Consider the following 16,996-nt stretch of genomic DNA (forward strand, 5'->3'; position numbering starts at 1 on the left):
TCGGACTGCGTCTTTTCCGCGCGGCGGATGACGGCGCATGGTAAATGTTTGCTTCGCCCATTCGTCTATCAGGCGAGGGGCGAGTCTGCGCGCCCCGCTGAATGGCCGTATGCATGCCCTCATGCGCGGCGATTCACCGATCCATTGCGACCCACTGCGACACCTTGCCGATGACCGCTGCCAACGAGCGCCACGACGCGCCACCCGCCTCTTCTTCATCTCCTTCCCACTCCGCGGGCAAGCCCGCCATGCGCCTGATCGTCGCGCTGCTCAAGCGCTCACGCGGCTCTTTCGCGATCGCGCTGAGCGCCTGCGTGCTGAACGGCATCGCCAGCGTGCTGCTCGTCGCGACCTTGAGCCGCGCGCTCTCGCAACCGGGCGCCGCCGATATGTCGCTCGCCATGCGTTTCGCGTTGTGCGCGGTAGTCGCGCTCGTCACGCGCGTGATCACCGGCGTGCTGTTCGCACGCCTCTCTCAGGACACGATGGCGCAGTTGCGTGAACACGTCGCGCGTCGCGTGGCCGAAGCGGAGTTGCGCGATGTCGAACGGATCGGTGCGGCGCCGGTGCAGTCCGTGTTGACCGACGACGCCACCAACGTCTCGATGCTGTTCTTCGCGCTGCCCAATCTCGTGATGCACGGCTCGATCGTGTTCGGTTGCCTCGGTTATCTGGCGTGGCTGTCGTGGCCGATTTGTTTGCTCGCGGTGGCCGCGATCCTGGTCGGCTCGCTCGGCTATCACGCCGGCGACAAGCGCGCGATCGCCTCGCTCGAAGCCGCGGGCCGCTCGCAAGACAAACTGTTCGGCTATCTCGGCGCGCTCTTCACCGGCGCGAAGGAATTGAAGCTGCATCAGGCGCGCTCGCGTCAGTTCGTCGACGGCCAGCTCGGTTCGGCGATCGACGAAGTGCGCGATCACCGGCGCGAGGCGTTCAGCGCCTATGCGGTCGGGGTCGGCTGGATCGTGTTTCTGTTCTACGTGTTTCTGGGCGTCGCGGCGTTCTGGCCGGCGCTCGGCGTGCATGCCGATGCGCCGTCCGCATCGGGCTACGTGGTCGTGTTCCTGTTCATGCTGCTGCCGCTCGACGGCCTGCTCAACAACGTGCCGACGCTCAACGCGGCACGCGTCTCGCTCGATCGCATCGAGAAAGTGATGGCCGAATTCGGCGCGCTGCGCACCGCGCCGCCGCCCGACGAAAACGCTTCGCATGCGCCGTATCGCACGCTTACGCTCAGCAATGTCACGCACTCGTACTTCCACGAGCGCGACGAGCGGATGTTCCGCGTCGGCCCGGTTAATCTGACTTTCAGGCCAGGCGAGCTGGTGTTTATCGTCGGCGGCAATGGCAGCGGCAAGACGACCCTCGCGAAAGTGCTCACTGGTCTCTACGAACCCGAGGACGGCACGATCGAACTGGACGGCAAACCGGTCGGTTTCGCCGAACGCGCCGCGTACCGCCAGCGCTTCACGGCCGTGTTCAACGATTTCCATCTATTCGACGCGCTGCTCGGCATTGTCGACCCGAACGACGCCTCACGCGCGCAGGCGGATGCCCGCGCCAACGCACTGGTGGCGAAACTCGCGCTCGATCACAAGGTGCAGGTGGTGAACGGCGCGTTCTCCACGCGAGCGCTTTCCACCGGTCAGCGCAAACGCCTCGCGCTGGTAGTCGCGTATCTGGAAGACCGGCCGTTCTACCTGTTCGACGAATGGGCCGCGGATCAGGACCCGCAGTTCAAAGCGGTGTTCTATGAACAACTGCTGCCGGAACTGTGCTCGCGCGGCAAGACAGTGCTGGTGATCAGCCACGACGACCGCTACTTCCATCTCGCGGACCGGGTGTTGAAGCTGGAGAACGGCAGTATCGTCAGCGAGACGCAGGGTTCGGCACAAGCGGTGCTGAGCCCGGCGGCGGCCAACGGTACGATGGGATGATGACGAGAGAGATACGCATGCCGGGCGCTGGTGTTGCGGCGCTCAGCATGTTGCAACGCGGTTCGCTTACTTCTTTACCGCGGGCGCCGGCAAGGACAACAGCGTCTCGGTCATCCTGTCGGCGAGCCGCAATGCCGACATCGGTCCACCAAAACCCCAGATATTCCGTTCCACGAGCCCAACGCGTCCCGAGCTGCGAGCCGGCACGAAACGCCAGATCGGCGAATCGAGTTTGGTGGCGAGCGGGACATTCTCTCCCGTCGCGCTGACGAACAGCACGGTCAGCTTCGGCTGCTTCAATAGATCCTCAGAACTCACATATGCGGTGCCTTCGCGAGTCGCTTCGGCGGGCCACGGGTCAAGCCCGAGCGCTTGCGCGACACCCGCCGCCGTGCTGTTGCCGGTGAACGCCCAGTTGCGGTCCGGCAAGCCCAATTCCTGCAACCATGCGACCTGCTCGCCATGGCGGCCCGCATCGGCGAGACGCTGCGCATCACGGGCGAAGCCGGCATCGACCCTTGCCTCGACGGCACGCGCCGCCTCCTCGCGCCCCGTCAGGCAGCCGATGGTGCGCAGAATCTTGCGGCTCCAATCGAGTTGCGTGACGTGGGCGCCGTCTTCGGTCAAATTCGGGCCGTATTTGAACAGCACGGTCGGTGCGATGCGTTCGAGCGCCGCAAAAATCGGCGCATGACGCAGACCGACGCCGAGGATCAGATCGGGCCTCACCGCCGCGATCGCTTCGAGACTCGGCTCCTGCCGTGTGCCCATGTCGGGCACCGATGCGAGACGCGCATTGTCGTAGCCGATCCACATGGGGTAATACTCGGGATCAGCCATGCCGACCGGCGTGATACCGAGCGCCGCCAGGTCTTCGGCGAACATGAATTCGAGCACGACGATACGCTTCGGTCGTGCGGGCAGCGACGGGCTCGCTTGCGAGACGATCGGATCGTCGGCAAGCGGCGTGCAGATTTGCCGCTGGGCGTGTGGGCTGACTACATCACTTGAAGGGCTTGCTCCGGTTGCGGACGGTGCGCGTTTGCTGCCTTGCGCGAACGCATACGCGTTGCAGAACAGCGTGGCCGCCGCGGCGGCAACCACGCAAAACTGCCTGAAACGCGGGGGTTTCCTCGCGCGGCGCGAGCGCAGCGCCGATGCCGCCAACACGGCGGTCATTGCGACGCGGCCTGCAATGCGATTTCCGCATCGCTCATCGTCAATAGCAGGGGGCAGCGTCCACACAGTTGCGTCTCTCCAGGAATTTCATAACGTACGCAGCACACGCGCCGCGCACTGAACGGGTTCGGCAAACTCGCGGCACGCGGCTTCGCCTGCCGTACCGGTTGACGCAGCGGATTAGCCTCGCCATTGGCATCGAGCGCGCCGAACAGCCACGCGATGTCGTCGGTCAGATCGAATCGCGGCGCGCATTGTTCGAACAGGTAGTCCAGCAGATTGCCGGCGTTGCTCCACAAGACGCGCGGTGCGATTCGGGTCATCGCGCACACTGTGCCGATCACCGTATTCAGGTGGTCGACGAGCGGCGCGTAGCGGCGAGCCGGGTCGCATTCAACGGGCTGCAAGGCGTCGCGCATGAAATACGCGGCGACGGGAAGGCCGTCACGCAGCACGATATGGGTCTTATCCGGCGACATGGCGAGCGGTCTGCGCAGCAAAGCCGCCGCGACGAATCCGGCGGTCGCGATGAAACCGAAGTAGTACTTGGTCCATTGCGACAGCAATGCGCGCGCATGCGTTTCGCGCTCGCCGCCGTAGAGCGTGACCATTGCGTCGAGCAATGTGGTGCGATGGTCAGCGAGTTCGCTAACGCGGATCACGGTTAGCGAAGCAGTCCGGTCACCGGCGAGCGCGGGTTCCTCGATCGCCTTCGGCGCGCCGAGCCACACATGCTCCAGATAATGTGCGATCGACTCCGGCGCGAAGGCCGCGAAACACCGCGCTCGCGGGTCTCGATCCGGTGGCCGCATCACCGCTTGCCCCGCTTCTTGCCCCGCGTCTTGCCCCGCCTCTCGCGCCGAGCCTCCACGATCAGCAGCGCGAGCAGATACGGTGCGCCGATCAGCGCGGTCAGCACGCCCGCGGGAATTTCGCGCGGCGCCAGCAGCGTGCGCGCCGCGATATCGGCCGCGACCAGCACCAGTGCTCCGCACACCGCCGCCAGCCATAAACGCGTGCGATGAGCACGCGCGCCCAGCATCGACGCCAGATGCGGCGCCATCAAACCGATGAAGCCAACCGGACCGACCGCCGCCACCGCGGCGCACGCGGCGAGCGTCGCCACGGTCAGCACCAGCGGACGCAACACGCCGATCGGCAAGCCGAGCGAGGCGGCCTGATCGTCGCCCAAGGCGAGCAGATCGAGCGGCCGCGCGAGCAGTGCGAACACCGGCACGGCCAGCACGCACCACGGCAGCAGCGTCGCCGCTTCGCCCCAGCTGCGCCCGTATGTGCCGCCGGCCAGCCACACCACGAAGCGCGCGGGTTGCACGCTTTGCTGGGTGATGAGCCATTGCGAGAGTGTGGTCCACAGCGTGCCCATCACGATGCCCGTCAACGCGACCGCGAGCGGCGCATAGCGATGCCGGCGATTCAGCAGGAGCGTGAGCGCCAGCGTGATGCCGCCGCCCGCGAGCGAGGCGACGGCCAGCGTCGAATGCGCCGCGAGCGGCCACATCACGAGAGCCGCGAGCGTGGCAAGACCCGCGCCTTGCGTCACGCCCAGCACTTCCGGGCCGGCGAGCGGATTGCGCACGACGCTTTGCATCAGCACGCCGCTCGCGGCAAGCAACGCGCCTGCCAGCAATGCGCAAATGAGGCGTGGCAGACGCAGATCGAGCAGCATTCTCGCGAACTCGTCGCGTTGATCGAATGCGGCGAGCCAGCGCGGCGCGCCGATCGTGGTTGGGCCGAACGAGGCGCCCGCGCACACGATCGCGATGCCGAGCAGCATCAAAATGCTCGCCGTGAGCGGCCACGGCCACGCATCGATCGCGCGCACGAAGCGCGTGCCCGAACGCTCGGCGGCGCGCTCCTGACCCGTATGCAGCGCGCCTGACCATGCGGCGCCGCGGCGGATCATCGCGAGCATCAGCGGTGTACCGACGAAGGCAATCGCCACGCCCGTCGAGAGCGTCGCGTCGAGATCGAGCGCCTCCACGGCGCTATCGGTAACGAGCACCAGCGCGCCACCGACCAGCGCCGCCAAAGGCACGAGCGCGGAGAGCCGCGACGCTTTCGCGCCGCGTATCTGACGCAGCAGATTCGGTGCGATCAAGCCGACATACGAGAGCGGTCCGGCGACACTCACCGCGACGCTCGCAAAGCCGACCGCCACCACCATCGCCGCGAGTCGCGTGGCGTCCACGCGTACGCCGGCTGCCGCCGCGGCGTCGTCGCCAAGCGCGAGCGGGTCGAGAGGGCGGATCACGAAGGGCAATGCGATCAACGGCAGCACCAGCCAGGACGCGGCGATCTTCAACCCCGCCGCGCCAGGTTGATACAGACTGCCGCTCGCCCACAACGACACGCCGACGATGCTCTGCTCTGAGAACGCGAGTATCAGCGTGGTCAGCGCGGAAAACAGCAGCATGCAAACGCTGCCGGCAAGAACGAGCCGCAGCGGCGTCGCGCGCCAGCCGCCTGCCGCGGCAGCCACACACGCCGCCGCGCCGAGACCGCATGCAAACAGCAGCGGCACGGACGCCACGCCCGCGAGCGCCGGCACCAGCATCGCGGCGAGCAGGCCGAGCTGGGCGCCGCCGGTGATGCCGAGCAGATCGGGCGAAGCCAGTGGATTACGCGTGAGCGACTGGAACAATGTGCCCGCCACCGCGAGGCACCCGCCCGCCACCCATGCCGCGAGAATGCGCGGCACGCTCAGGTCGAACAGCAGAATGCGCGCGAGCTGCGCGGCGTCGCTGCCCGCGGGCGCGGCGAGCCATGCGCGAAAACCCGGCGCAAGCCGCATCACGGTGACGACCACGATCAACGCGATGAGCGCGGCGCCGATTGCCGTCACGCGACTCTTGACGGGCGCACGGTAGCTGTCCATGGCAGGCGTGTTACGGCGCAGGCGTTTGCGTGCTGCAAGCGTCGTCATGCGGCGACATCCTTGCGCATCGCTTCATCGCGCAGCGCGGCGCCGCCTTCGTACGCCGGCACGCACATCGGTGCACCCGTCTGCGGATGCGCGATTTTCAGCATCGGCACGCCGAAGGTCTCGTTCAGATGACGCGGGTCGAGCATCGCGTCGGGTGAACCTTGCGCGACGATGCGGCCGGCGCGCATCAACACGATTTCGTCGCTGTAGGCCGCGGCCTGATTCAGGTCGTGCAACACCCACACGATCGTCAGGCCACGCTCGCGATTCAGGCGACGCAGCTCGCGCAGAATGTCCAGTTGGTGATGGATGTCGAGATAGGTGGTCGGTTCGTCGAGCAGCACGATCGGCGCCTGCTGCGCGAGCGCCATGGCGATCCACGCGCGTTGCCGTTCGCCGCCCGAGAGCGCGGCAACGTCACGCGCGGCGTCGGCGGCGAGACCGCTGGTAGCGAGCGCTTCGTCGATTGCCGCATGATCGGCGCGTGAGAGTCCGCGCAGCCAGCCACCGTGCGCGTAACGCCCGTACGCGACCAGTTCACGCACGGTGAGACCCGCAGGAATCTGGTTGAACTGCGCGAGCATGGTGAGCGTGCGCGCCAATACGCGGCGCCGCTGCGAAGCGAGCGGCACCCCGTTGACCTCGACGCGGCCGGACAATGCCAGTTGCAAGCCGGCGAGCGTGCGCAGCAACGTGCTTTTGCCGCAGCCGTTCGGTCCGCACAGTGCCGTGACGCGGCCGGCCGCGATACTCAGATTCAGACCGTGCAGCACGACGTGATCGCGATAGCCGACCGTCAACGAATGCGCTGCGAGCGCCGCGCCCCGCGATCCGGTCATTGCGCGGCCGTCCGTTTTTCACCTTCGGCTTCGCTGTAGCTTCGCGCCATCGCGACCACGACCTTGCGCGGTCCTTCGAACGGATCGCGTGCATGCGCGCTCAGCATGTTGTCGAGCATCAGCACGTCACCCGTCAGCCACGGAAACACGATGCGCTGCTGGTCGAGCACGCCGCGGATTTCCGCGAGCGCGTCCGCTTCGAGCGGTTCACCGTCGCCGTAATAGACGTTGCGCGGCACGTTTTCGAGCCCGACCGAATCGATCAGCGCCTCCTGCATGTCTTCGTCGAGCGAGGACAGGTGGAAGAGATTTGCCTGATTGAACCAGACAGGCTCGCCCGTGCGCGGATGGCGCGCCACCGCCTGGCAGCGTTCGCGCGTGCGCAGCAGCAGCTCGCCGTCTTCGCTGTCGCGCCATTCGCATTCGATGCCGCGTGCGCGGCAGATGTGCTCGACGGTGCGCGGATCCTCCGAGCCGAACGCCTGCTCCCACGGCAGATCGAGCCCTTGCCCGAAGTTGCGCACATAGAGCAGCTCGCGCTTCGTAAAGCGTTCGACCAGTGCGGGATCGAGCGCACGGTAGATCGCGCGGCTATCGGCGATCGGCGTCGCGCCGCCGCAACGTGCGGCGAGCGCGCAGTGAAACCAGATGCGCAACGGCCATTCGCGCGTGTACGACTGCTCGTTGTGCAAAGGAATCGAGCGATGCGGCGGATATTCCGTCGACGTGTACACCGCGCCTTCCACCTGGCTGCGCGGCGTGGACGCGAACTCATAGCCGATCAGCGGATGCCCGAACGAGGCGGCGAAGCGCTGAAACGCGTCGATCGAGGCCACGCGAAAACCGGTGAACAGCACACCGCCCGCGCGTTCGAGCGTGTCGTCGACAATCGTACGCAAGACCGGCGCGGCTTCTTCCAATGAAATCGCCGCACCTGCGCGCGGCGAGACGACAGTCGGCAAGCCCGGCTCGATTGATAAATCGGCGAGCGTGGGCAGCGGCATCGAAAGCATGGTCATACCGTGAATCCTTTTGCGGAAGCGGCGGGGCTGGGCGCACGCCCGAGCCCGCTCAATTGCACTGCTCGTGTTTCAGGCCGTCACGTGCTTCAGGCCGCCGCGTCCATGTGTCTGCGCAGACTGGCTGGGCGCATATCCGTCCACACGGTCTCGATGTGCGCAAGACATTCGGCCTTCGGGCCGCGCACGCCGACTTCGCGCCACCCGGCCGGCACGTCGCGGAATGTCGGCCAGATCGAGTACTGCTCTTCGTGGTTGATGACGACGGTGTAGACGAGGTCGTCCGCCTCGCCGGCTGCCGCGCCGGAGGTCTGCTGTGCTTGCGTCATGATGAAAGGCTCAGTCGATGAAAAGTCGGGTAGCGCCGGGACAGTGCACTGGCATGTCCAGGCATAGCGGCGCCGGCAACTCGCTCGCGCACCGCATCTATTCAGTTGACGTTTGATGCGCGCGCTTTTTTACCGGCGACGCGCGCGGCCGCTGCAGAACGAGGGGCCGGCCACGCCGCGATTGCGGGCGTCGAGGCAATCGGCGCAATGCTTCTCGGCGTCACGCACCATGAAATGCACCAGCGTCTGCGAGACCTCGAGCGCGCGCGCCGTGCTTTGCAGCGTTTCGTCGCGCAGGCGCACCATTTCGAATGCGGCGCGACTGCGCGGCGGGAGTTGCGCGAGCGCGTGGTAGACGTGCCGCAGCGTATCGCGCACGAGCAGCGCGGCTTCAGGCGAAGGTTCCGGCGACGGCACATGCAGGCCGTCGTCTTCGTCGGCGTGATAGGTGTTTTCGAGGCTTTGTCGGCGAAACGCGTCGATCGACGCGTTGCGCACCATGCGTGTGACGTAGGCGACCGGTTGACGCACCGAGTCCTGATCCGGAAAGTCGACCAATTTGATGAAGACGTCGTGCACCACGTCTTCCGCGAGACTCGCGCAACCCACGAAACCGCGCGCCAGATTGACGAGCATGGGCCGGTTGGCGATCAGCACGTCGAGCAGCGTGCCCTGCTCCCAATCGACTGAACGCGCATGGCCGCGCGCGCGCCGTGAGACCGGTGGACAGGCGCCCCCCGCGTTGAGAACCGTGATCGGGATCGCGGTTGATGGATCTCGCCTGACGAGCACCTCAGCCATGGATTCGCTCCGTTTTCTCAAAGGACAGGAGCGCCAATCTAACGTAAACGCGAATCATTCTCAATCAAGATTTGGAATAACCTTACGCTCTCCGATAGCTTTTCGGGTGATGCCAAATGCATAGCGACTGACCACGAAAGCTTGTGGTCTCCGGCAAGGGCCATGAATATATCTTAGGTATCCGTACTACTTTCGATGCGCTCACCCTGCTTCAAACTGCCGCACAATAGTGGAAATCGCTGCCGGCTCGGAAGCCACAGCCGTGACGATCGTGACGGTAGGCAAAGTGAAGAAAATGGGCGTGGTCGCACCGCAACTGTTCGCGGATCTGGCGATTCTTAGCGCCGAACTCACGCTCGGCCTGCCCGTAGCGGCGACTGCGGCGACCGGCGTCGATGCAGTGGTGCATGCGATGGAGGCTTACCCGGGCTTACGCGTCCGCGCATCTGAAGAATCCGGTTTCCGACATGCTCGCGGTGAAAGCGCTCGAACTGTTGTCGCGCAATCTGCTGCCGGCTTACGAGGATGGCGGCAACCGTGCAGCGCGCGAGGCGATGCTGCACGGCGCGACCTTTGCGGGCCAGGCGTTTGCGAATGCGCCGGTTGCCGCGGTGCACGCGCCGGCGTATCCGACCGGTGGCATCTATCACGTGCCGCATGGCCTTTAGAACGCGCTCGTGCTGCCGCACGTGTTGCGGTTCAACGCGGAAGCGGCGGCGACCTTGTATGCGCAACTCGCTGAGGTGGTCGCGCCGGGTGTGACCGGCAGTGATGAGAGCAAGACGCGAGCGCTGATCGACGGCTTGAGCGGATGATTGCCGCGACGGCGATTCCGGCGCGTTTGCGCGATGTCGGTATCGAGCACAGCGGGCTCGAACGAATGGCGAGCGATGCGATGTTGCAGACGCGGCTGCTGGTGAACGATCCAAGGCCGGTTAGCGAAGCGGATGCGTTGGAGATTTATACGGCTGCGCTCTAGTTCGAATGGGTGTCATGGGCTTGTTGCGATGTGACGGTGCGGCATGGCGGAGGGTGGCGACCTTGAGCGTTACGTCGGGCGCGCGCGTTACGTAGCACGCGGTCGGAACATGGTCTTGCCGTTGATACGAAACCGGCTATTTTGTCGCGGTAAATTTTCTTTTCTGGATTTTTTGTCGGTGTTTATGCGTCACTGACAAACGATCACGCCATAACTTACATTGGCGTGCAACTTGCAGTGATGTCCTCGTCAATAGTCGTTCAACGGGGACATCATGAAGAAATTTGCCGGTCGGACAGCCATCGCCGTCGCGACCTCCACATTACTCGCGCTATACGGCTGCGGGTCGACACTCAACACGCCGGGTAGCGGGCTTGGCGGCGGCGGGTTAGGCGGAACGTCGGGGTCGGGTACTTCGGGTACTTCGGGTACTTCGGGTACTTCGGGTACTTCGGGTACTTCCGGTACTTCCGGTACTTCCGGTACTTCCGGTACTTCCGGTACTTCCGGTACTTCCGGTACTTCGGGTACTTCGGGTACTTCCGGTACTTCGGGTACTTCGGGTACTTCCGGTACTTCCGGTACTTCGGGCACTTCCGGCACTTCGGGCACTTCCGGCACTTCGGGCACTTCGGGCACTTCCGGCACTTCGGGCACTTCCGGCACTTCCGGCACTTCCGGCACTTCCGGCACTTCGGGCACTTCGGGCACTTCCGGCACTTCGGGCACTTCCGGCACTTCGGGCACTTCGGGCACTTCGGGCACTTCGGGCACTTCGGGCACTTCGGGCACTTCCGGCACTTCCGGCACTTCCGGCACTTCGGGCACTTCGGGCACTTCCGGCACTTCGGGCACTTCCGGCACTTCGGGTACTTCGGGCACTTCGGGCACTTCGGGCACTTCGGGAACTTCGGGAACTTCGGGAACTTCGGGCACTTCGGGTACCTCTTCCACCCCCATCGGCAACATCGTCACCAATGCCAGCAATCTCATCACGGCAGTCGGCACAACAGTCGCCGACACCGGCGCCAAGGTCACGGGCACGTCGATTCCCGGCGTCAATGGCGCGACGACTGCCGGTCTCGGCACGGCTCTCACGGACCTCGGCAATGGCGTGAAGGTGCTGGGTAACGGCACCGCCGCCGGCCTCGGCACCCTCGGCAGCGCGGCTAATCCGCTCGGCCCGACGTTGACCTCGACTTCCGGCGTCGTCTCCAACACCGGTGCTGCCGTCACCGCGGTCGGCGGTGTGGTGACGAGTCTCGGCACGGGTCCGCTGAAACCGCTTGCCCCGGTGACGTCGACGCTGGGCAGCGTCGTCGGCGGCGTGGGCAGCGGCGTCACGGCTCTCGGCAAAGGATTGAACACCGCGCTCTCCAGCGCGCCGGTTCAACAGATCGAGACGCAGCTCAGTTCGGCGATCAACCCGATCACCCTCGCGGTCTCCAACACGACGCAGACAATCGGCAACGCGACGGGCCTCGGTTCGCCGCTCAACAACCTGCTCGGCACACTCGGCAACGGCCTCAACACGGCCGGCGTCAAAGTGTCAGGCGCCACCGGCGATCAGGTCGGTAAGGACGTCGGCGGAGTCGTAAGCCAATTGGGCAAAACCGTCACGAACACGGGCGGACTGCTCACCGGCGCGACCACCAATCCGCTTGCGCCAATCACTGGCTTGCTCGGACCGCTCGGCGGCACGAGTGGCTCGGGCGGCTCGGGCGGCGCGGGTGGCGCCGCCATCCCGCCTTTGAGCGGCCTGATCGGCAACCTCGGATCGCTGGGCGGTGCCACAGGAGGTTCCGGTGGTACAGGCGGCGCTGCCGGCCTGCTCGCGCCTGTCACAGGTCTGCTCGGCAAGGTCGGTTCATTGGGTGGGACGCCCGGCACCAGCAGTCCGCTCGCGCCTGTCGTCAGCCTGGTCGGCTCGCTGACGAGCGGCGTGAGCGGCGCCGTCAACGGCGCCTCACAAGGCGGCGCGCCCGCCAATCCGCTGACGGGCCTGATCAGCGGATTGACCGGTGGCTCGGCCGGCAGCACGGGCGGCAACGGTTCGACCAGCAAGAACCCGCTTGCGCCGGTGACGAATCTGGTCGGCGGACTGCTTGGCGGCGCGGCGACAGCCGGCAAATAAGCGCTACGCAAGCACAGCGGCCGGGCGCAAAAAAGCCAACAGCCCGGCCGCCTTCAATGTCACGACTACGAGGGATGACATGAACTCCACTTTCGATGCGGTCGCGCGCGTGCAAGACTCGCGGCCGCGCTCAGCGACGCCCTTTTCGATCGGCCTGCTTGGGATTGCCGCCGGACTGCTGACGCTCTGGGCGCTGCGCGACAGTCGCGCGCTGGACGGCGCGGCGCGCAGTACTGCCGCCTGTCTCGCGATCATCGCGACCATCGCCACCTACGAGCTATTTGTCGCGCGTGTCTATTTGCGGCCGAGCGCCGGCCTGGCAAGCCGCGCGGTGCGGTCGCTCAGCATTGCACGCGTTGCGTTGCGCCTCGCGGCATTGGCCTCGGTATATGCCGGTATCGGCGTGCTTTACTGGCTGTTGCCCGAGTATCACGGTGCGTTCTATAACCCGTTCTGGTCGCTGATCGGAACGCTCGCGCCGTATGTGCTCGTTGCGGCGCCGTTTTATTTTGCGTGGATGGACAGACATCAGCGCGAAGTCGACGACGCGTATCTGTTATGGGCTCACCTCCTGTTTCGCGGCGAGCGGCCGACGAACTGGCGTCCTGTGCGCGAGATGCTGGCCGGGTGGATGGTGAAGGCGTTCTTTCTGCCGTTGATGATCGTCTACCTGTCGACCAATGCGGATCACCTCGACGCGTCGTTGACGACCGCGCTGAACGCGCCGTTTTCGCTCGCGACATTCCGCTTCATGTATGACCTGTCGTTTGCGATGGACCTGATGTTCGGCACGGTGGGCTACCTGTGCACGTTGCGCATTCTCGACAGCCACGTGCGCAGCGCCGAGCCGACCACCTTGGGTTGGCTGGCAGCATTGATCTGTTATCAGCCGTTCTGGTCCTTGATCTCGAACCAGTACATTCATTACGAAGGCTCGGTGTTCTGGGACGGCTGGCTGATTACCGTGCCGGTTGTGCGTGTGGTCTGGGGCGCGGTCATCATTGCTTTGCTGCTGTGCTATGCGCTCGCTACGATTTCGTTTGGGTTGCGGTTTTCGAATCTGACTAATCGTGGAATTATTACGTCCGGGCCGTATCGGTTCACCAAACATCCGGCTTACATTTCGAAGAATCTGTCTTACTGGATGGTGACAGTGCCGTTTGTCGAGCCGCTGGGCTGGAAGGTTGCGGTGACACATTGTGCGGCGCTGGTTGCGGTAAATCTGCTGTATTTTCTTCGGGCCAGGACTGAAGAAAGACATTTGATGAATGATCCGGAGTACAGGGAATACGCCGCTTGGATTGCGAGGAACGGGGTGTTTGCCAAGCTCTTGCGTGTGTTTGAGTGAGCGTTCACCAATGCGCCAGCTTCCCATCAAGCCAGCATGCCTTAGTCAATATCGACACCAGGAAAAGTCAGTTCATCATTTCCGATGGTCGCCACTACTCGCCAGGCCGGATATCGATAAAAAACGGCTGATCGCGCAGCGCAACAGGCGCTCCCTCGAAATCGACCAACCTCGCGGCAAGCTGGCTTGCGTCAGCCTGCCATTGTATCGACAGGTGTCGAACACCTTGACCTACGGACTACGAATTTGTAGGATGATGACCGCCGCGTTCGGACAGATACCATCTGCCAGATTTTCAGTCCACGCTCGACATAAAAATAAAGTCCACTCCTAAATGGCGAGGTCACGGGGTTATGGCATGACAATGGATGAAGACATCGCTCACGTGGCGCGTGTGATGGTGCCGTCGCTCAGCGCGTTCCGTGGCGAGCCGGTGCTGCAGCCGGCGTATTGGCGAAGACGGCTGCAGCGGATACAGAGCGAGTTTCGGTTGACTGAGACACAAACGTTGCAGATCCAGCATTTACTTGGGGACCTAGACAGGTTTGAGGCGGAAAGCCTCGCGAAGAAACAGCCGACCGATACTCACATCCGTTCTTTAGGACCGCTGACGCAATGTGGCGATGAAACGTCTGAACTGACAAGATATGTTCAGCGTCTTACTACCACGGACTGACCTTGAGGTGCGGCGCGCAATGCGCCGCATCTGTTTTCCGTCTACGACTAGCTGGTAGCCTGGGCAATCAACCACGACGTTATGCCCAGAAGCATCGATACGGTTGCCGAGAAGCCCATCCGCCGCAAAGACCTCGCCTTCGCAGTCTCCGTTTTACCAATCGCGCGACCCGGGTGCAACTCAAGGAAAATGAGCCCACTACCTCGGCGTCTCGAGATCCAAAAGGCCGTCCGCAGACTTGTCACCAGGTAGATGAGACTCCAGGCAAAACATAACTTCCACAGAATTGCGAGAATATAGGTCATGGCGTGCGGTGTGAGGTTAATAGAAACGCCGCCCTCTCGTGGGGCGATCGCATCGGGGTTTGTCTCATTGCCAGTCCAAGCGCGCGGCAACGGTGACAACGCGAAGTTCGTGTGATGTCGCACTGACCACACGCTTTAGACGTCCAATCCAGCACCTGGATGTAGTGCCGATATTGCTTATGCGCTACGAGCGCCCGTAACATCAGCAATCGAAGTCAATTGTGAGGTTCTGTACGCCGCAGGCCTATGTGGTCAATCAACTAAGGCTCAATCTGAACCACGACGTTAGGCGCCTCTATCCCTTCGCGAAGATAGGCTACACCCTTTGTGTTAACCCAGTGAGCATGTCGACTGACGATCCTTCCTTCAACCACATGCCCCTTACTTTTCAGGGCCGACACAATATAGGCATTGTCGCTGCCGTCATCCTGATGCCCATTAATTTGAATATCGATTTTCTTCGCAACCGCCCCCGGTATCCTGGCCAGCCATAGCTCGATTCCGCAACGGCAGTTACGCGTCACCGGATCTGACACCACGATATTCTCAAGCACATCTCGATTGCTGTTAGGCTCAATGTCCAAACCCGCCGATGGCAACGTGCCGCGGATGTTTTCCCACAGCGGATTCAGGATGCGAACGTTGCGACCACTAATAAGCGAAATACCTTGTCTTCTGCATCCGCTTGCGTAGTGGGATTTAACCACCACATTTGAGCAAACAGCGTCCCGGTCCGTGTAGCTGTTAGCGATATAGATTCCATCTCCCCAGCAGTTGTTCGTGACTGGATTGGTCAACACCACGTTCGATGACCCGCAAATGGAAACTCCCATCCCATATCCATTCTTTCGACGATCGTTCGCGGCAGAGTTCAGCTCCTTGCTTCCGTCAAGCACCAGACCCACAATCTCGACATCATGGATATCCCAGATACGGACCATTTGGTACGTGTATGTATTGTGAGGAAGCAATTTAATGGCTGCGCCTCCATCAAATCTGATCCTAGTGCCCGATCTCAACGTCAGGCCCTGCACATCTATTCTAGGTTTTCCGGAGATCACCAGCACTTTTCCCACACAATTGTCGATGGCACGCTGCAACATTGCCGTATCGTTAGCGCGGCCATCTGCCTTCACACCGAATGTTTGCGCCGCCACCTCCGCGGCGGCCGTGCTCTCAGCGCGGACCTTTGCGCATGAAACGGAGAGAAGCCCGAAAGCTGCGAACTTCAGTGCATCACGCCGGCTGAGAGATATTCGAGGCTGATTGTTCAATCTTGGCTCATTGAAGTTAAGATCCGATGCCGTCTGCCCGCCACGCCGGGAATCACCGCACGCGTAATCTTCCGTACAGTCGCAAGTAACCCCGGCATGCGGCGTGAAGCGGAAAGTGACGAACAATGCGGTGCCGAGCTCGCTGACCGAGCTCACGCCTCTCCTCACTCGACAAGTTCACAATCGACAGTATTCCATCGGCGAGCCTTATGCTGTCCTTAGGTGGGACGACAACGCCCGTTTCTCCGATCAACGATGCGGTGTCGCCGACATCTGTAGCGACACATGGGACACCGCAGGACATCGCCTCGCCAATTACCGTCGGCAACCCTTCGCTGCGGGATGAGAGACAGAAGACATCAAGACCTGCCAGGCTTTCCTGAATGTTACTTGTCGGCCCCATCAGGTGCACTCTGGATTCAAGTCCCTTAACCGCAATCCGATCTTCCAAATGGCCGTTACCCTTGCTGAATCCATGGCCCATCATCACAAACTGAATATCAGGTTCTCTCGCCCCAACGATGGCGACTGCGTCGATGAAGTTCCCAATGTCCTTGATTGCGTGGTAGCGCCCCGCAATACCGACGATTCGACAGTCGGCCGGTAATCCCAGTTTCATCCTCAGATCGTCCCTCGCGCTTTTACATGGCCTGAACAGCTCCGTATCGAAACCATTGCGGACTAGATAAATCTTCTTCGAGCAGTAACCATGTTTTATGTGAGACACGCGAGCCGCATCAGCGCAGCATATAATTGCGTCCGGAATTGCAGAGGAAAGGCGAGCACAGAGGCGGGCTACCGCCCCCAAAACGAACCCTTCACGAAATCTGGGAAACGCCGTGTGGTGAACTCCCCAAACCAAGGTCGGCGTTGATCGAGGCCTCCGGAGGTCGAACCAGTCGACCAGACGGCTGATGAATACCATCAGTCCACCGGCCAGGTCTGCGTGGTACATCCATGTCTGTACTACGTCGGGACCTATACGCCTGACAAGGCGAACCAACTCAAGTAGCACATAGAGCGTCCGCCATGACTTACCCATGTTGAGCGCGAGCACCTCGCAACCTGAACGCCTTAACCGCGGCGCAACGTCCCCCTCTCCGGACAGCGATATGACCACGTTCTGTACGCTGTCTTTCTGCGACTGCTCGACAAACCGGCACAGACATACTTCGGCGCCGCCGACCCCCAAGCCCGAGATGATATGAACGATCTTCATCCGCCTACCCCGG

13 protein-coding genes and 1 pseudogene are annotated in these 16,996 nt (G+C 62.9%); 5 read left to right on the forward strand and 9 right to left on the reverse strand.

What is annotated here, in order from left to right; all coding sequences use genetic code 11:
- Window positions 1–170: 170 nt before the first annotated feature.
- The gene (locus tag CJU94_RS26915; RefSeq protein WP_095421673.1) at window positions 171–1,937 is read left to right on the forward strand and encodes a cyclic peptide export ABC transporter; all 1,767 of its coding nucleotides are present in this window, start codon (window positions 171–173) and stop codon (window positions 1,935–1,937) included.
- Window positions 1,938–2,003: 66 nt separating this feature from the next.
- On the opposite strand, the gene CJU94_RS26920 is transcribed toward CJU94_RS26915, so the two are convergent.
- From CJU94_RS26920 to CJU94_RS26950, 7 genes are all read right to left on the reverse strand, one after another.
- Entirely contained in the window at window positions 2,004–3,116 is a 1,113-nt protein-coding gene (locus CJU94_RS26920; RefSeq protein ID WP_244220986.1) for an ABC transporter substrate-binding protein, read from the reverse strand.
- Window positions 3,113–3,928 (reverse strand): siderophore-iron reductase FhuF, encoded by an 816-nt coding sequence (gene fhuF, locus CJU94_RS26925; RefSeq protein ID WP_095421674.1) that lies wholly within the window; start codon window positions 3,926–3,928, stop codon window positions 3,113–3,115. Before fhuF ends, CJU94_RS26920 begins: the two co-directional genes overlap by 4 nt.
- The gene (fhuB, locus tag CJU94_RS26930; protein ID WP_095421675.1) at window positions 3,928–6,060 is read right to left on the reverse strand and encodes a Fe(3+)-hydroxamate ABC transporter permease FhuB; all 2,133 of its coding nucleotides are present in this window, start codon (window positions 6,058–6,060) and stop codon (window positions 3,928–3,930) included. Before fhuB ends, fhuF begins: the two co-directional genes overlap by 1 nt.
- Window positions 6,057–6,899, reverse strand: a complete 843-nt coding sequence (locus CJU94_RS26935; RefSeq protein WP_095421676.1) for an ABC transporter ATP-binding protein — start codon at window positions 6,897–6,899, stop codon at window positions 6,057–6,059. The genes fhuB and CJU94_RS26935 overlap by 4 nt, the downstream gene beginning before the upstream one ends.
- Window positions 6,896–7,918, reverse strand: coding sequence for a TauD/TfdA family dioxygenase (locus CJU94_RS26940; protein WP_095421677.1), 1,023 nt, complete (start codon window positions 7,916–7,918; stop codon window positions 6,896–6,898). Before CJU94_RS26940 ends, CJU94_RS26935 begins: the two co-directional genes overlap by 4 nt.
- Before the next feature lie 89 nt (window positions 7,919–8,007).
- A complete protein-coding gene (locus CJU94_RS26945; protein WP_095421678.1) occupies window positions 8,008–8,247 on the reverse strand; it encodes an MbtH family protein in 240 nt (79 codons plus the stop codon).
- A gap of 129 nt (window positions 8,248–8,376) precedes the next feature.
- Window positions 8,377–9,048: an RNA polymerase factor sigma-70 gene (locus CJU94_RS26950; RefSeq protein WP_095421679.1), complete on the reverse strand. Its 672-nt coding sequence runs from the start codon at window positions 9,046–9,048 to the stop codon at window positions 8,377–8,379.
- 244 nt (window positions 9,049–9,292) lie between these two features.
- Between CJU94_RS26950 and CJU94_RS26955 the strand changes: the two are divergent.
- From CJU94_RS26955 to CJU94_RS26970, 4 genes and pseudogenes are all read left to right on the forward strand, one after another.
- A pseudogene (locus CJU94_RS26955) lies at window positions 9,293–10,027 on the forward strand (dehydroquinate synthase/iron-containing alcohol dehydrogenase family protein); the annotation flags it as partial.
- Between the two features lie 274 nt (window positions 10,028–10,301).
- Complete coding sequence (locus tag CJU94_RS42580; RefSeq protein WP_095421680.1) at window positions 10,302–12,161, forward strand: collagen-like triple helix repeat-containing protein; 1,860 nt, start codon at window positions 10,302–10,304, stop codon at window positions 12,159–12,161.
- Between the two features lie 79 nt (window positions 12,162–12,240).
- The gene (locus CJU94_RS26965; RefSeq protein ID WP_095421681.1) at window positions 12,241–13,509 is read left to right on the forward strand and encodes an isoprenylcysteine carboxylmethyltransferase family protein; all 1,269 of its coding nucleotides are present in this window, start codon (window positions 12,241–12,243) and stop codon (window positions 13,507–13,509) included.
- Between the two features lie 364 nt (window positions 13,510–13,873).
- Window positions 13,874–14,185 carry a hypothetical protein gene (locus tag CJU94_RS26970; RefSeq protein WP_244220987.1) on the forward strand — a complete coding sequence of 104 codons (312 nt, stop codon included), beginning with the start codon at window positions 13,874–13,876 and terminating at the stop codon, window positions 14,183–14,185.
- Between the two features lie 565 nt (window positions 14,186–14,750).
- On the opposite strand, the gene CJU94_RS26980 is transcribed toward CJU94_RS26970, so the two are convergent.
- Both CJU94_RS26980 and CJU94_RS26985 read right to left on the reverse strand, forming a co-directional pair.
- Window positions 14,751–15,920: a glycoside hydrolase family protein gene (locus CJU94_RS26980; RefSeq protein WP_167397576.1), complete on the reverse strand. Its 1,170-nt coding sequence runs from the start codon at window positions 15,918–15,920 to the stop codon at window positions 14,751–14,753.
- The gene (locus tag CJU94_RS26985) at window positions 15,817–16,983 is read right to left on the reverse strand and encodes a glycosyltransferase (protein WP_095421685.1); all 1,167 of its coding nucleotides are present in this window, start codon (window positions 16,981–16,983) and stop codon (window positions 15,817–15,819) included. Before CJU94_RS26985 ends, CJU94_RS26980 begins: the two co-directional genes overlap by 104 nt.
- Window positions 16,984–16,996: the final 13 nt, after the last annotated feature.

The sequence above is a fragment of the Paraburkholderia aromaticivorans genome (assembly GCF_002278075.1).
GTDB lineage: Bacteria > Pseudomonadota > Gammaproteobacteria > Burkholderiales > Burkholderiaceae > Paraburkholderia > Paraburkholderia aromaticivorans.

Coding starts and splice junctions, on each gene's coding strand:
- CJU94_RS26915 (WP_095421673.1), top strand. CDS start 171: ATGACCGCTGCCAACGAGCGCCACGACGCGCCACCCGCCTCTTCTTCA.
- CJU94_RS26920 (WP_244220986.1), bottom strand. CDS start 3,116: ATGACCGCCGTGTTGGCGGCATCGGCGCTGCGCTCGCGCCGCGCGAGG.
- fhuF (WP_095421674.1), bottom strand. CDS start 3,928: ATGCGGCCACCGGATCGAGACCCGCGAGCGCGGTGTTTCGCGGCCTTC.
- fhuB (WP_095421675.1), bottom strand. CDS start 6,060: ATGACGACGCTTGCAGCACGCAAACGCCTGCGCCGTAACACGCCTGCC.
- CJU94_RS26935 (WP_095421676.1), bottom strand. CDS start 6,899: ATGACCGGATCGCGGGGCGCGGCGCTCGCAGCGCATTCGTTGACGGTC.
- CJU94_RS26940 (WP_095421677.1), bottom strand. CDS start 7,918: ATGACCATGCTTTCGATGCCGCTGCCCACGCTCGCCGATTTATCAATC.
- CJU94_RS26945 (WP_095421678.1), bottom strand. CDS start 8,247: ATGACGCAAGCACAGCAGACCTCCGGCGCGGCAGCCGGCGAGGCGGAC.
- CJU94_RS26950 (WP_095421679.1), bottom strand. CDS start 9,048: ATGGCTGAGGTGCTCGTCAGGCGAGATCCATCAACCGCGATCCCGATC.
- CJU94_RS42580 (WP_095421680.1), top strand. CDS start 10,302: ATGAAGAAATTTGCCGGTCGGACAGCCATCGCCGTCGCGACCTCCACA.
- CJU94_RS26965 (WP_095421681.1), top strand. CDS start 12,241: ATGAACTCCACTTTCGATGCGGTCGCGCGCGTGCAAGACTCGCGGCCG.
- CJU94_RS26970 (WP_244220987.1), top strand. CDS start 13,874: ATGGATGAAGACATCGCTCACGTGGCGCGTGTGATGGTGCCGTCGCTC.
- CJU94_RS26985 (WP_095421685.1), bottom strand. CDS start 16,983: ATGAAGATCGTTCATATCATCTCGGGCTTGGGGGTCGGCGGCGCCGAA.